Source organism: Rhodococcus sp. EPR-134 (genome assembly GCF_001647205.1).
GTDB lineage: Bacteria > Actinomycetota > Actinomycetes > Mycobacteriales > Mycobacteriaceae > Rhodococcus_F > Rhodococcus_F qingshengii.
In genome coordinates this window covers 1-14909 of sequence record NZ_LVCT01000244.1, presented here as the reverse complement: position 1 = coordinate 14909, position 14909 = coordinate 1, and the positions used below count along the sequence as shown (strand labels likewise).

Annotated in this window: 14 protein-coding genes; all 14 read right to left on the bottom strand. The window is 63.8% G+C overall.

Annotation, left to right across the window (positions count from 1 at the left end; genetic code table 11):
* Window positions 1-2392 (bottom strand): [protein-PII] uridylyltransferase (locus A2J01_RS10715; protein ID WP_064112670.1); only part of this gene is annotated, 2392 nt, incomplete at its 3' end.
* Complete coding sequence (locus A2J01_RS10710; RefSeq protein ID WP_003942772.1) at window positions 2382-2720, bottom strand: P-II family nitrogen regulator; 339 nt, start codon at window positions 2718-2720, stop codon at window positions 2382-2384. The genes A2J01_RS10715 and A2J01_RS10710, both read right to left, overlap by 11 nt.
* Before the next feature lie 56 nt (window positions 2721-2776).
* Window positions 2777-4036 (bottom strand): ammonium transporter, encoded by a 1260-nt coding sequence (locus A2J01_RS10705; RefSeq protein ID WP_064112669.1) that lies wholly within the window; start codon window positions 4034-4036, stop codon window positions 2777-2779.
* 247 nt (window positions 4037-4283) lie between these two features.
* Window positions 4284-5711, bottom strand: a complete 1428-nt coding sequence (ftsY, locus tag A2J01_RS10700; RefSeq protein ID WP_058226331.1) for a signal recognition particle-docking protein FtsY — start codon at window positions 5709-5711, stop codon at window positions 4284-4286.
* Between the two features lie 42 nt (window positions 5712-5753).
* Entirely contained in the window at window positions 5754-9341 is a 3588-nt protein-coding gene (smc, locus tag A2J01_RS10695; RefSeq protein WP_003942739.1) for a chromosome segregation protein SMC, read from the bottom strand.
* Window positions 9342-9367: 26 nt separating this feature from the next.
* Entirely contained in the window at window positions 9368-9652 is a 285-nt protein-coding gene (locus A2J01_RS10690) for an acylphosphatase (RefSeq protein ID WP_007729313.1), read from the bottom strand.
* A gap of 5 nt (window positions 9653-9657) precedes the next feature.
* A complete protein-coding gene (locus A2J01_RS10685; protein ID WP_064112668.1) occupies window positions 9658-10581 on the bottom strand; it encodes an SMP-30/gluconolactonase/LRE family protein in 924 nt (307 codons plus the stop codon).
* Window positions 10581-11033, bottom strand: a complete 453-nt coding sequence (locus tag A2J01_RS10680) for an OsmC family protein (RefSeq protein ID WP_003942740.1) — start codon at window positions 11031-11033, stop codon at window positions 10581-10583. Before A2J01_RS10680 ends, A2J01_RS10685 begins: the two co-directional genes overlap by 1 nt.
* Before the next feature lie 42 nt (window positions 11034-11075).
* Window positions 11076-11945: a bifunctional DNA-formamidopyrimidine glycosylase/DNA-(apurinic or apyrimidinic site) lyase gene (gene mutM / locus A2J01_RS10675; RefSeq protein ID WP_064112667.1), complete on the bottom strand. Its 870-nt coding sequence runs from the start codon at window positions 11943-11945 to the stop codon at window positions 11076-11078.
* A gap of 8 nt (window positions 11946-11953) precedes the next feature.
* A complete protein-coding gene (gene rnc, locus A2J01_RS10670) occupies window positions 11954-12727 on the bottom strand; it encodes a ribonuclease III (RefSeq protein WP_064112666.1) in 774 nt (257 codons plus the stop codon).
* A 19-nt stretch (window positions 12728-12746) separates the two neighbouring features.
* Complete coding sequence (gene rpmF / locus A2J01_RS35070) at window positions 12747-12929, bottom strand: 50S ribosomal protein L32 (RefSeq protein WP_007729318.1); 183 nt, start codon at window positions 12927-12929, stop codon at window positions 12747-12749.
* Window positions 12930-12931: 2 nt separating this feature from the next.
* Complete coding sequence (locus A2J01_RS10665; RefSeq protein ID WP_007729319.1) at window positions 12932-13492, bottom strand: YceD family protein; 561 nt, start codon at window positions 13490-13492, stop codon at window positions 12932-12934.
* Between the two features lie 189 nt (window positions 13493-13681).
* The gene (locus A2J01_RS10660; RefSeq protein ID WP_003942696.1) at window positions 13682-14443 is read right to left on the bottom strand and encodes a DivIVA domain-containing protein; all 762 of its coding nucleotides are present in this window, start codon (window positions 14441-14443) and stop codon (window positions 13682-13684) included.
* A 131-nt stretch (window positions 14444-14574) separates the two neighbouring features.
* On the bottom strand, window positions 14575-14909 hold a 335-nt coding region (gene coaD / locus A2J01_RS10655), incomplete at its 5' end, for a pantetheine-phosphate adenylyltransferase (RefSeq protein WP_064112665.1).

The following is a 14909-nucleotide window of genomic DNA, read 5'->3' as shown; positions in this document are numbered from 1 at the left end:
CCACCGAGGAACCCAAGGTGGCGACCTTCGCCCACCGGATGTCGGCTCCACTGTGTTCGAGTGCTGCGGCCAGTCGGCAGAGCAGGCCGACGCGGTCCTCGGTACGCAATTCGAGGATCGCCTGACCGTCACCGGGCGCGTCGAACCAGATGACCCGCGGTGGCGCCTGCGCATAGAGCACCGGAACCGCGGAATCCTTGTTGGTCTGGATCGGGTCGTCCCACTGCTCTGCCCGTGCCTCCTCGTCCTTCGCGTCGAGAAGTTCGAGCAAATTCAGTTCACCGGCCGAAGCCCGGATCAATTCCTGCCGGAGCAGCACCGCCTGCGGGGGTGTGCCGAACCTCGGCGTCACGACAAACGAGTTGACCGCCGAACCTGCATGCGACCCCAGCGATGCGGAATGCACCCGCAACGACTGCAGCGCCAGAACTCCGGCAGCCCGAGACAGCAGCCCGGGAGCGTCGGGCGCGATGACGGTCACGACGTAGGTGTGCGCATTCTCGGCCGGAACGAGCGAGACGTGAACCCCGCCCTCCTCGGCGATGGCCAATTGCTCGGGAGCGAGTGGATCGGGTTGCGGGAGCTCCTCCCCTGCCATCAGCAAACGACAACGACGCACCAGCTCGCCGATCAACGACGACTTCCAGTCGCCCCAGACACCAGGCCCGGTGGCCAGCGAATCCGCTTCCGCCAACGAATGCAGGAGATCGAGAAGGGTCCCGTCTCCCTCGAGTGCGTCGACCACTCGCTGCACCGTTGCCGGATCGTCGAGGTCGCGACGGGTGGCGGTTTCCGGCAACAGCAAGTGGTAGCGCACCATCGCCGTCAACGTCGCGACGTCGGAAGGCCAGAGTCCCAAGCGATTTCCGATCGCGGTGGCCAATTCGGCACCGACGACGCTGTGGTCTCCCCCTCGCCCCTTCCCGATGTCGTGGATCAACGCACCGAGCATGAGCAGATCCGGCCGGGCGACGCGAGTGGTGAATCCGCTTGCATACGCGGCGGTTTCGACCAGGTGCCGATCCACCGTCCACGTATGGACGGCGTCGCGCGGCGGAAGATCGCGAATGGTCCCCCACTCCGGCAGGAGTCGACCCCAGAGCCCGGTCCGGTCCATCGCCTCGATCACCGGAACCGCACGCGATCCCGAACCCAGCACGACCAAGAGATCGTTGACTGCATTTTTCGGCCACGGTTCACGCAATTCGGGGGCATTGTCCGCCAGGCGATTGAGCGTCGACGCGGAGATCGGCATGCCGTTGGTGGCCGCCGCTGCCGCGACCCGCATCACCAGACCGGGATCCTTCTTCGGTCTCGCATCGCGCGCCAGAACAACTTCGCCGGCATGCTCGACGACGCCCTCGTCCAGTGGCCGCCGCACCGGCGCGCGACGCAGCCGCGACAAACCACGCCGGGGCAAGGAGTTTCCGGCGGTACGGATACCGACGTCGACCGAATAGCTGATGGTGCGCGCCGATTCGCTGAGAAGGCGGGCCAGATCGAATCGATCACCGATCCGTAGCGCCGCACCGATCTCGTCGGCGTCCTGTGCTCGCAGTTGGTCGCGGGCGCGACCGGCAACGCGGTGAAGTTCGGTGCGCACGTCGAGCAACCGCCTGTGCGCAAGTGCCAGACCGCCGCCGGGCGAGTTGGGTCCCAGCCCCGGCATCCCGTCGGTCAATTGCGCGATGGACAGGGCGTTGAGCAGTTGGACGTCACGCAGCCCGCCACGACCGCTCTTGAGATCCGGTTCGGCGCGATGGGCGATCTCGCCGCTGCGCTCCCACCTCGTACGGGTCTGGGTGATCAATTCGTCGAATCGGCTGCGGATGTCCATGCGCCACTGTCGTCGGACACCACTGATCAACAAGTTGCTCAGCTCCACGTCGCCGGCAATGTGGCGTGCTTCGAGCATTCCGAGTGCTGCCGTCATGTCGGTGGCCGCAACCTGAAGCGCCTGCGGAAGCGTCCGCACGCTGTGGTCGAGTTTGATGTGCGCGTCCCACAGCGGGTACCACAGGCTGTCCGCGACCTGGGCCACGACTGCTGGGTCCATGTCGTCATGCAGCAGAATCAGATCGAGATCGGAATACGGCAGCAGTTCGCGTCGGCCGAGACCACCCACGGCGACGATGGCAAACCCACAATCCGGTTTGATGCCCAGTTCGGTCCCCTTGGTGGTCAACCAGAATTCGTGCAGATCGACCAGTGCATGTCGCAGCGCGGGGGCGTCGAGCCTCCTGTTCTTGACGCCTCCGGTGAGTAGGGCCTTGCGTGCGCGGGCCAGGTCCGCAGCTTCGTCGGATCCCCCTGACGAGACCGGCCCTGGCCCCGTCGCTTTCGCGACGGAACCAGGGCCGAAGTTCTCGGACCCTTTCGGGTCAGAGTGCATCGCCACCGCGTTCCCCGGTGCGAACCCGGATGACCGACTCGACTGGCGAGACCCACACCTTGCCGTCACCGATCTTGCCGGTTCGAGCGGCCTCGACGATCACCTCGACCACCTTGTCAACGGCCGCGTCGTCGACGACGACCTCGACCCGGACCTTGGGTACGAAGTCCACGGAGTACTCCGCGCCTCGGTACACCTCGGTGTGGCCCTTCTGTCGGCCGTAGCCCTGAACTTCGCTGACTGTCATACCCAGCACTCCGGCCTGCTCGAGTCCGGTCTTGACGTCCTCGAGCGTGAACGGCTTGACGATTGCTGTGATCAGCTTCATGTGCTCATCCCTTTCCAAACTCTGAAGTGCCTGAATTCACTTTAATCACGTGCTGATCACGCGAGGTCGTATGCGGTCTCTGCGTGTTCGGTCTCATCGATGCCGCGTGCCTCGTCCTCGGCCGAGATTCGCCAGCCCAGGGGCTTGAGTGCGAAGCCGATGATCGTCGTCAGAACGCCGGTGAAGACGAGTGCTGCGAGTGCGATCACGATCTGAACCACCAGTTGCTTGTAGTCGCCGCCGTAGAAGAGGCCGGTTGCGGTGCCGAAGAATCCGATACCGATCGTGCCCCACAGGCCGGAGACAAGGTGAACACCGACGACGTCGAGCGAGTCGTCGAAGCCGAAGCGGAACTTCAGGCCGACTGCGAGAGCGGACAGGATGCCGGCTACTGCGCCGAGGAAGATGGAACCGACCGGGTTGAGCGCACCGGCAGCAGGGGTGATGGCGACCAGACCGGCGACCGCACCGGAAGCTGCGCCGAGGCTGGTGGCGTGGCCGTCACGAATACGCTCGGTAGCGAGCCAGGCCAGGACTGCGGCGCACGTCGCGGTGGTCGTGTTGACCCAGGCGAGACCGGCGTTACCGTCGGCGGCGAATGCCGAGCCGGCGTTGAAGCCGAACCAACCGAACCAGAGGAGTGCGGCGCCGAGCATCACGAAGGGCAGGTTGTGCGGACGGAAGGCGGTCTTGCCGAAGCCGAGACGCTTGCCGACGATGAGTGCGAGGACCAGACCGGCCATACCCGCGTTGATGTGAACGACTGTGCCACCGGCGAAGTCGATCGGAGCGACGTTGGCGACGGTGACTCCGTCGTCGTTGACCGTGGTGCCGAAGAGCTTTGCCGCGATGCCGTCCTCGGAACCCGAGAGGAGTCCGCCGCCCCACACCATGTGTGCGAGCGGGAAGTAGACGACGGTGACCCAGATACCCGAGAACAGGAGCCAGGTGCCGAACTTGATCCGCTCGGCCAGGGCACCACTGATGAGGGCGGTGGTGATGATCGCGAATGTCACCTGGAACGCGATGTCGATGACGTTGGGGTAGCCCCAGGCGCCGGCGATGAAGTTGCCGTCAGCATCGGTGATGCTGTTCTTGAGGCCGAAGAACTCGAACGGGTTGGCAAAAATGCCCCCGATGTTCTCGGTGCCGTAGGACATCGACCATCCCCACAGAACGTAGATGACGCCGATGACGGCCATGGCCCCGAAGGACATCATCATCATGTTCAGGACGGACTTGGACCGAGACATCCCGCCGTAGAAGAAAGCGAGGCCGGGTGTCATCAGCAAGACCAGAGATGCAGCCATCAGCATCCATGCGGCGTTACCGGAGTTCGCCAACAAATCGTCGGTACTCACTTACTACCTCCTAGTCGCACGTGCCGGGCAGCACGTCGTTAAGGAGAAGAGTGCTGGGCTGGTGTTTCGTCCATGGCGCTGTCGCGTTTCGCAGACGTGAACCAATTGCCCAACTTTGTTGCAAACAGGTTTCGCCAGGGAGTTCTACCGTCCCTGTGCGCCTTTTCGGTAGTTCGCGCTACCGAAAAGGCGCACGGGGGCGTCAGCCCAGGAGGGCGTCGACGAACGCACCCGGCTCGAAGGGCGCCAGGTCGTCGGCACCTTCACCGAGACCGACCAACTTCACCGGCACACCCAGTTCATGCTGAACCTGGAAGACGATTCCGCCCTTGGCGGTTCCGTCCAGCTTGGTCAGTACGACGCCGGTGATGTCCACGACCTCCGCGAACACTCGAGCCTGCGCCAATCCGTTCTGGCCGACCGTCGCATCGAGAACCAGCAGAACGTCGTCGACCGAGGCCTTCTTCTCGATAACCCGCTTGACCTTGCCGAGCTCGTCCATCAGACCGGTCTTGGTGTGCAGACGGCCGGCGGTGTCGATCAGGACCACGTCGACGCCGTCCGCGATGCCCCGTGAGACCGCGTCGAAGGCAATCGCAGCGGGATCGCCACCCTCCTTGCCACGAACAACTTCAGCGCCGACACGCTCGGCCCACGTCTGGAGCTGATCGGCGGCGGCGGCGCGGAACGTGTCCGCGGCACCGAGCACGACGCGACGACCGTCGGCGACGAGCACGCGAGCCAGCTTGCCGGTGGTGGTTGTCTTGCCGGTCCCGTTGACGCCGACGACGAGCAGAACAGCCGGGTGATCATCGTGCGGCAATGCGCGGATGGAGCGGTCCAGTTCGGGACGCAGTTCGGCGATCAACACCTCGCGCAGAAGGGCGCGGGCGGCAGCCTCGGTCCGGACGCTGCGGGCCGCCATCTGCTCACGAAGCTTCGTGACGACTTTTTCCGTGGTCGCGGAGCCGAGGTCCGCGATGAGGAGGGTGTCCTCGACTTCTTCCCACGAGTCCTCGTCCAGATCGCCGCCACCGAGCAGACCCAGCAAGCTCTTGCCGACTGCTGACTGCGAGCGGGAAAGGCGCCCGCGCAGTCGGTCCAACCGACCCTCGGTCGGGTCGATCTCGTCCAGCACGCGCGGTGCAGGCTCGACGGGTTCGGGAACGACGACAGGTTCGGGAACGACAGGTTCTTCGACAACAGGTTCTGCTACCGCTGGTTCTTCTACGACCGGCTTTTCGATTACCGGCTCTTCGACAACCGGTTCCTCGACAACAGCGGGTTCTTCGACAACCGGCTCCTCGACAACGGCCGGCTTCTCCGCAACCGGTTCTTCGACGATCGGTTTTTCGACGACAGGTTCTTCGACGACGGGCGGCTTCTCGGCGACCGGCGGTGTCGGAACCACCGGAGGTGGCGCCGTTGCCGTCGACCCCTGACTGAAGTTGAACCCGCCACCGGCCTTGTAGCCGCCTGACTTGTCCTTCTCGGGGGCGCCGAGCTCCGGCTTCGTCTCGGGCGCCTTCAGCGATACCTGCCCCTTGCGGTAGCGCAGGAATCCGGCAACGAGAACGACGAGTAGTACGGCCGCTACAGCCGCGATGATGATCCAAGCCTGGGTAGTCACCGGCCCATTGTTTCAGGCTCCGACCCGGAAAGTGAGCAGGGCTTACGTCGAGGCCATGTCTTGACCGCGAAGTCGCTGCGAAATCACGGTGGTGATGCCGTCGCCGCGCATGCTGACGCCGTACAACGCATCGGCGATTTCCATCGTCGGTTTCTGGTGAGTGATCACGATCAACTGCGACTTCTCCCGCAATTGTTCGAAGAGTCCGATCAGCCGCCGCAGGTTGGTGTCGTCCAACGCCGCCTCGACTTCGTCCATCACGTAGAACGGGGACGGGCGTGCCCGGAAGATCGCGACCAGCATGGCCACCGCGGTCAACGACTTCTCGCCGCCCGACAGCAACGACAACCGTTTGACCTTCTTACCGGGCGGACGCGCCTCGACTTCGATGCCGGTGGTGAGCATGTCCGAGGGATCGGTGAGGACCAGCCGCCCTTCTCCCCCGGGAAACAATTTCTCGAACACTCCCACGAACTCACGCTCGACGTCGGCATAGGCCTCGGTGAACACCTGCAGAATTCGTGCGTCGACGTCTGCGACCACAGCAAGAAGGTCCTTGCGTGCGGTCTTGACGTCCTCGAGCTGAGTGGAGAGGAAGGTGTACCGCTCCTCGAGAGCTGCGAATTCTTCGAGCGCCAGCGGATTGACCTTGCCGAGGGTGGCGAGGTCCTTCTCGGCCCGCTTGGCGCGCCGTTCCTGAGTCGCGCGGTCGTACGGAAGCGGAGCGGGGGCGGTGACCTGCTCCCCACGCTCCTTGGCCTGCTCGTACTCCTCGATTTCGAGAGCGGTCGGCGGCAGTTCGACCTCGGGCCCGTACTCGGCGATCAGATCGTCGAGGCCGATACCGTACTGATCGAGGATCGACTCCTCGAGTTGTTCGATGCGCAGCGCTGCCTGTGCCTTCGCTACCTCGTCGCGGTGGACGGCGTCGGTGAGCGAAGCGAGTTGTCCAGTCAGTGCTCGGACTGTCTCGCGGACCTGATCCAGCTTGGCCGTGCACTCGGTGCGGGCCCGAGCCAACTCGTCACGGTGAGCAAGAGCCGCGGCGACGACGGTCTCGAGTTCGGCCGCCACACGCTGTCCCGATTCGGCCACGGCAGCTGCGACCTCCGCAGCGTGCGCCCTGGCGCGCAGAGCCCGTTCGGCGCGGATCCGCGCTTCTCGTTCGGCGGCCGCGGCGCGGCGAAGCGAATCAGCCTTTCCGCGTACGGATTCCGCACGCTCTTCGGCGGTGCGCACGGCAAGGCGAGCATCCATTTCGACGATGCGCACTTCCGCGAGCGCTGCTGCGGCCATTTCGCGATCGGCAGCGGTCGATTCCGCACCGTGTCCCGGTGCACTGCCGTCGGTTTCGGCGACGCGCAGACGTTCCTCCAGATCCGCGAGCTTTGTCAGCGACTCACCGCGGCCCTCCTCGGCACGCACTCGCTGGGCGGTCAACCGCTCGGATTCCGCGTGGGCGACTCGTGCTGCCTGCCCCAATCTGCCCAACTGCTCGTAGATGGCGGACATGGCGGCGTCCGACTCGTTGAGCGCTGCCAAAGTTTGCTCCGCGGTCTCGCGTCGAGCGGCTTGTTCGGCCAGAGCGCCGGACAGCGCAGCGTCGAGTTCCTCGGATCGGCTCTCCGTTGCCGCCAGTTCCGCTGCTGACGCGTCGATCGCCGCCTGCACCTCGAGCGTGCTCGGTTGCCGATCCGAGCCACCGATCATCCACCCCGAACCGTGCAGATCGCCAGAACGCGTCACTGCGCGAATTCCCTTGTGGTCAGCAACAACTCGAATCGCGTCATCGAGAGTCTCGACCAGGACGACGCCATCGAGGATGGCGGTCAATCCGGCACGCAACTCGTCAGGGCAGTCGATGACGTCGACGGCCGGACGACTACCCGGCGCGATCTCGGCCTCGCGCTTGATCGCCGGTTCACCGCTCACGATCAGTGATGCACGCCCACCGTCCTGATCGGCCAGTGCTGTGACAGCCGAGCGAGCAGAGTCCAGCGAATGCGCAACGACGGCGTCTGCTGCCGGCCCCATCGCGGCAGCGATCGCGGCCTCGTAGCCGGGTTCGACGTGAATCAATCCGACCAGCGAGGTGATGCCGTCGTCGCCGCGGTGTTCGAGCAGCCAGCCGCCACCGTCCTTGCGCTGCAAACCCATCGACAGTGCCTCGATGCGCGCCCGGAGCGAAGCGATGCGTTGCCCGCTCGTCTTTTCTTCCTCACGAAGCTCTTCGACGCGCGCGTCGATCATCTCGAGAGCCTCGATGGCGCGTTCGTGATTGGTATCGAGGCCGACTTCACCGGCGTCGAGGTCCCCGATGCTTTCTTGCACCGTGTCGAACTCGGCCTGTGCGGCATCGCCACGCAGACGAGCCTCGTCGATCGCCTCGGTCAGCCGAGACACTTCCGCGTCGACGGATTCGACGCGGGTACGCAGAGTGTCGACCTGACCGGAGAGTCGAGCAAGACCTTCACGGCGGTCGGCGACGGCACGAACTTCTGCCATGTGCGCCCGTTCCGCTTCTGCTGCAGCATCTTCGGTGGCTGCGAGCTGGTCCCGAGCAGCTTCCGACGCCGCTCGCGCGATTTCGACGCCTTCGAGGAGTTCGGCCTCCTCGGCAGCAAGACGTTCGGCGCGCGCCTCCATCTCGTCCGGGTCCTGGCCGCGGTTGCCGACAGGTTCGGAGTCGAGATGACGCGCACGCTCGCGGGCGATGCGCACGGTGGCGTTGACGCGTTCGGCAAGCGCGGAAAGCTGGAACCAACTCTGCGCAGCGGCTTCCGATCCCGGAGTCAGACGAGCGAGAGCTTGCTCCTGGCGCCCGAGTTCGAGGTTGGCCTCGTCGAGCGCAGCCGCCACCTGGTTGTGCTGTTCACGGGCCGCTTTCTCGTCCTGTGCCTGGTCGTTCAACTGGTTTCGACGGGTCACCAGATCGTCAGCGGCCAGACGCATCTTTGCATCACGCAGGTCAGCCTGGACAGTCTGTGCTCGCCGAGCAACCTCGGCTTGGCGTCCCAGCGGTTTGAGTTGCCGACGCAGTTCCGCGGTGAGGTCACTGAGGCGAGCGAGATTGGCCTGCATGGAATCGAGTTTGCGCACCGCTTTTTCCTTGCGGCGGCGATGTTTGAGGACTCCCGCGGCTTCTTCGATGAAGGCGCGTCGATCTTCGGGACGGGATTCGAGGATCGCGGCGAGCCGTCCCTGCCCGACGATGACATGCATTTCGCGGCCGATGCCGGAGTCGCTGAGCAGTTCCTGGACGTCCATCAGACGGCAGGACGAGCCGTTGATCTCGTACTCCCCCGCGCCGTCGCGGAACATGCGGCGCGTGATCGACACCTCGGAGTACTCGATCGGGAGCGCCCCGTCGGCGTTGTCGATGGTCAAGGTCACCTCGGCGCGGCCCAGCGGCGCGCGGCCGGAGGTGCCGGCAAAGATGACATCTTCCATCTTGCCGCCGCGCAGGGCCTTGGCGCCCTGCTCGCCCATCACCCAGGTCAACGCATCGACGACGTTGGATTTACCCGAGCCGTTCGGGCCGACCACACAGGTAATTCCCGGCTCGAACCGAAGAGTCGTTGCCGACGCAAAGGATTTGAATCCCTTGAGTGTCAGACTCTTGAGGTGCATGGGGGGAAACTTTACCGCCAAACCGGTCAGCGTTCGACGAACCCTGTCAGGTCGCCCCTGGCGGTGTCCCAGCTGTCGACCACGAGATCCACCGTGCCCGGGGTAGTGCCGGAGCGCAGCAGCTCCACCAATCGCTCGAGCTGCGTGCGTTGGCCTTCCGCCACGACGAGCACTCGACCGTCACGCTGATTGGACGCATATCCGATCAATCCGAGTTCGAGAGCGCGGGCCCTGGTCCACCACCGGAACCCGACGCCTTGAACGTATCCGTGAACCCACGCCGTCAACCGCACAGGCGCTGCTTCAGCCATGACGCTCAGCCCGCCACACGTTCGAGACGGTGAACGTCACCCAGGAATCCGGTGGTGTAGAGCGCGTTGGGATCCCAGCCCGGTCCGGCGCCGAACTTGACCGCAGATGTGAACGGCAGACCCGAGGCGATCTCACACGAAGATCCCGAATCCGGATCGACGCGAACAACTTTGCCGCCTGCATTGAATGCGACGTACAACGCGCCGTCCGGTCCGACGGTCAGATCGTCCGCCATGTTTGCCGGACCGAACCCGGGGAGCGTGATCGTTCGCACCGGCCCGCCCAGATCGTTTGCGTCGAGGATGTGGACGGCGGTGACCATGTCGAAGGTCGTGCTCACGTAGATCGTCGAACCGGAGCGTGCGAGGCCGTCGACGGTGCCGAGGTCTTCACGAACGATCGAACTGCCTCCGTCACTGTTGACGACCGTGAGCCCCGGCTTGGTGAGTGTGCGGGCAGTGAGGAAACGGTTATCGTCCAGCTGCACAAGCCCGTTCGGCATCACCAGACCGTCGGCGATCGTTGTCACCGACCCGTCTGCGACGTCGACCTTGCGGAGGCTGCCGTCGGCGATTCCGAACAGTCCCGAGACAGTCGAGTTGCCCGTGGTGAAGTACACGGATCCCTCACGCGCGACCAGACCGCCAGGTCCGGTGACGTCACCGACCAAAGTTGTCCGTGTTCCGTCCGGCGCCACTTTCAGCAGTGCACCCGGCCCGATCAGAGCCGACTGCGACAACACCATCGATCCGTTGCCGTCGAATTCGAGGTTCTCGAGCATTCCGGCACCAGTCGTCACGCCGCTCCACGTCCATGTGCCGCAACTACCGGCCGAGCCGTCGGCCGGGACCGAGGCCTGCGCTGGAGCACTCAGCGCCACAACGGAACCCAGTGCGATCGCAGCGACAACGCTGCCGGCGCGGAACATCAGGCTTCCGTGTCGAACGACAGAGTGACCTTGGTTCCGGCCTTGAGCGTGCGCCCGACCGTGCATACCTTGTCCACGGAACGCTCGACGAGAGTGATGAGGCGCTGCTGTGCCTCGGCATCCAACTCGCTGAGATCGAGCTCGAGGACCTCGTCGAGCTGCGGGTAGACCTCGTTTTCACGATCGGCGGCTCCGGACACTCGGACCGTCGCGTCGTAGTTGTCACCGAGCCGGCGCGAGATCGGGAAGTCGGAGCTCATCCCGGTGCATGCGGCCAGTGCAATTTTGAGGAGTTCGCCGGGCGTGAAGACTCCTGGCACCGATTCGGAGCCGATGAGAACCTCTGCGCCGCGCGAACTCTTGCCGGTGTAGAGGCGGGTTCCGGTTCGTTCGACCCAAAGCTCCGTGTGAGCCGGGGCGGTTGCAGTGGTGTCGGGAGTCTGTTCAGCCATGACGCAATCTTGCCACTCCGCCGAACCGAAGGGGCGGGAGACCTAGGCGATTCGCCGTACCCTCGGGGTCGGCTGGCACCGCGGGCAACTGAACGACGATCGATTCATGAACTTCTCACGCTTGATCGGCGCGCCGCATCGCGGGCACGGGAGGTTTTCCTGCCCGTACGCCGACAGCGACCGGTCGAAGTAGCCCGATTCCCCGTTGACGTTCACGTACAGCGCGTCGAAGGACGTACCGCCCTGATCGAGCGCTTCACCCATCACCGAGTGTGCCGCGGTCAACAGTTCTCGAAGTTTGGGCCTGGTAAGCGTTTCGGCGATTCGGTTGCCGTGAATCTTGGCGCGCCACAATGATTCGTCGGCGTAGATGTTTCCGATTCCGGAGACCACCGTCTGGTCGAGAATCGCGCGCTTGCTCTCGGTGTGCTTGCCCCGCAGGACTTTCACGACGGATTCGAGATCGAACGCCGCATCCATGGGATCGCGGGCGATGTGCGCCACCGACTCGGGCAGCATCGTTCCGTCGACCTCGACGAGGGGTGAAATCGACCAGCCACCGAAGGTCCGCTGATCGACGAATCGAAGATCGGCCCCGGAATCGAGGGCCAACCGAATGCGTAGGTGCTTTTCCCAGTCGACTGTCGGGGGTTGGACCAGCATCTGTCCGCTCATCCCGAGATGAACCACCAGTCCGACACCGGCAGGCTCGAGAACCAGCCACAGGTACTTGCCGCGACGCTCTGCCGAAGCGATGGTCTGCCCGGTGAGTTGGCCGATCAAGTCCTCGGAACCGAGAATGTGGCGCCTGATCGCGCGGGGATGGAGTACCTCGACGGCCTCGATCGCCGCACCTACAGCATGAGACTGTAGGCCGCGGCGAACGACTTCGACTTCGGGAAGCTCAGGCAAGAGTGAACTCAGCCGGCAAGATCAGGCGTGTCGTCAGCAGCGACTGCGGTAGCAGCGGCATTCTCCGACATCGTCTTCCATGCCGAACTTGCTGCCTTCTGCTCGGCTTCCTTCTTGGAACGACCGACACCGACACCCAAGGGTTTGCCACTGATGAGAACGGTGGCCGTGAATTCCTTGTCGTGATCGGGTCCGGTGGCGGTGATCTCGTAAACGGGAACTCCGGCACCGTGTTCTGCGGTCAGTTCCTGCAGACTCGTCTTCCAATCCAGACCCGCGCCCAGAAGCGGTGCGCGAGTGAGTAGATCGTCGAACAGATCGAGGACGACGCGTCGCGCAGCCTCGATGCCGTGCTGCAGGTGGATGGCGCCGAGAATCGACTCCATACCGTCGGCGAGAATGGACGGCTTGTCACGGCCGCCCGTCATTTCCTCGCCCTTACCCAGCAGCAGGTGTGCTCCGAGTCCACCTTCACCCAGAGTCCTGGCAACCTCGGCGAGTGCATGCATGTTGACCACGCTGGCACGGATCTTCGCCAGATCACCTTCGGATTTGTCCGGGTGGGACAGGTAGAGATTTTCGGTCACCGTGACGCCGAGAACGGAATCCCCGAGGAACTCGAGGCGCTCGTTCGTGGGCAGTCCGCCGTTCTCGTACGCGTACGAGCGGTGCGTGAGAGCCAGGGTCAGAAGACCGGGCTCTATATCTACGCCGACAGCGGCGAGGAGCTTGTCGTGATTGCCCTCGCCGCCGGCGGCTGAAACTGTATTTTCGCTCGTCATAGTCTTTCTCCGGGGAGAACTAGACAGCAGCGGTTACCTGGCGGCCCTTGTAAGTACCGCATGACGGGCATGCGATGTGGGGAAGGGTCTGCTCGCCACAGCCACGGTTGGGGCAGGTAACGAGGGTGGGCACAGTGGTCTTCCACTGGCTACGACGCGACCGCGTGTTGGATCGCGACATTTTGCGCTTGGGGACAGCCACTTCTACTTCTCCTCGGCTTCGGTGATCACAAGATTTTCGCTGGTGTTTGATTCCACGCCAAATTTGGCCGCGAGACCAGCCCAGCGAGGATCAAGTATGTCATGCCCATGCCCAGATTCCGCAATCGCCAGGCGAATGCCACATTCTGAGCACAATCCCAGGCAATCGTCACTGCACAGAGGCTGGAGCGGAAGCGCCAGCCCGACTGCATCGACGATGACTGGTTCGAGGTCGATTTCGTCGTCTTCGACCGCGTAGACCTCTCCCTCTTCCGTCGTCTCCTCGGTGGTGCTGTCCGGGTAAGCGAACAACTCCGTGAGATAGATGTCCACGGTGTCGGTGAAAGGTTCAAGGCACCGCGAGCATTCACCCTTGGTGGGTGCGTGCACGTTTCCGGTGACGAGAACGCCTTCGGACACTGCTTCGAGACGAAGATCGAGATCTATGTCCGCGCCCGCTTCGATCGCGATCAGATCGAGACCGATACGGTTCGGGGACTGAATTGTTCTCTCGACGGTACGCATCGACCCTGGACGACGACCGAGCTTGACCGTGTCCAGCAAAAATCCCGCATCACTTGACTGATGCGACGAACTACGACGATGCGTTGACAAAGAGAACTCACCTAACTGTTGAAACTGGTATGGGCAACCACTCCACAATACGGCAGCTACAAGGCAAATCCCAATTCGATCCACGAAAAAGTGGGCCGCCCCATATCGGACGACCCACCCTCGACTGACTTGTCTGCTCTATCGGCGCCGCTCGGAACGACGATCGTCGTCCTGGTAGTCGGGAACCCCCGAACCCGTTCGAAGCTGTTGACGACCACGCCCGACCGATCGAACCGTTCCGGTGAGGAACTCTTCGAACTCGGCCAACTTGGTGTCCACGTACAGGTCACACTCCGAACGCATCCTGTCGGACTCGGCATGAGCGGCGTCGATCACTCGCGCGGATTCCGCGTGAGCTGACTGGACAACCTCGGTCTGGGACACCAGACGAGCCTGCTCTGCCGTTCCCTCCGCCACCGAATGTTCGTACGAGGCCTGGCCGGACTCGATCATCCGATCGGCCTCGGCACGCGCCCGCCCGGTGACGGCCTCGTACTCACGACGGCCGTCGGTGACGGTCCGTTCCGCTTCTGCTTCGGCGTCCTCGACCAACTGATCGGCGTGCGCACGCGCTTCGGCAACCATGCGATCGGCCTGAGCCTTGGCGTCGGACAGAATCCGGTCGGCGTCGTCGCGTGCGTTCTCCACAGTCGAGGTTGCCTCGGCATTGGCGCTGCTGACAGTCTTCTCGGCGTTTGCTCGCGCATCACCGACCAATTTGTCGCGATGATCGAGGACGTCCTGAGCGTCGTCCAGCTCGCTCGGAATTGCGTCCCGGACGTCGTCGAGTAGCTCGAGTACGTCACCGCGAGGCACAACACACCCTGCGGTCATGGGAACACCGCGCGCCTCTTCGACAATTGCGACCAGTTCGTCCAGTGCCTCGAATACGCGGTACACAAGCAACCCCAATCTCTACCGGCCGAAATCGGCCCACATCGTCACCGGTCCACTCGGACCTGTGCCCGTTCCTGTCCAAGTTTGCCGGAAGAACGGCCAACGGGGTGTCGTCGCGGTCGGTGTGTCGGGGATCAGCTGTTTTCGGCTGCTCGCTCGGCGATACGTGCAAGTAGCCGAGAATGCACTTTGGCCGGCAACATGTCGGAGACGTCGCCGCCGAAAGTCGCGACTTCCTTCACCAGAGAACTCGACAGGTAGCTGTACGTCGGATTCGTGGCGACGAACAGTGTGTCGACGCCCGTGAGCTTCTGATTCATCTGAGCCATCTGCAGCTCGTAATCGAAGTCGTTCGCGCCGCGCAGACCCTTGACGATCGCGCTGAGGCCTTCTTGTTTCGCGTAGTCGACCAACAATCCGTGCCACGACGTGACGCGAACGTTGGGCAGGTGACTCGTCGCGTCTTCGA

Excerpts from the sequence above, each read along its gene's own strand:
- A2J01_RS10705 (WP_064112669.1), bottom strand. The coding sequence starts at position 4,036 with ATGCTGATGGCTGCATCTCTGGTCTTGCTGATGACACCCGGCCTCGCT.
- smc (WP_003942739.1), bottom strand. The coding sequence starts at position 9,341 with ATGCACCTCAAGAGTCTGACACTCAAGGGATTCAAATCCTTTGCGTCG.
- A2J01_RS10685 (WP_064112668.1), bottom strand. The coding sequence starts at position 10,581 with ATGTTCCGCGCCGGCAGCGTTGTCGCTGCGATCGCACTGGGTTCCGTT.
- rnc (WP_064112666.1), bottom strand. The coding sequence starts at position 12,727 with ATGACGAGCGAAAATACAGTTTCAGCCGCCGGCGGCGAGGGCAATCAC.
- A2J01_RS10680 (WP_003942740.1), bottom strand. The coding sequence starts at position 11,033 with ATGGCTGAACAGACTCCCGACACCACTGCAACCGCCCCGGCTCACACG.
- A2J01_RS10710 (WP_003942772.1), bottom strand. The coding sequence starts at position 2,720 with ATGAAGCTGATCACAGCAATCGTCAAGCCGTTCACGCTCGAGGACGTC.
- A2J01_RS10690 (WP_007729313.1), bottom strand. The coding sequence starts at position 9,652 with ATGGCTGAAGCAGCGCCTGTGCGGTTGACGGCGTGGGTTCACGGATAC.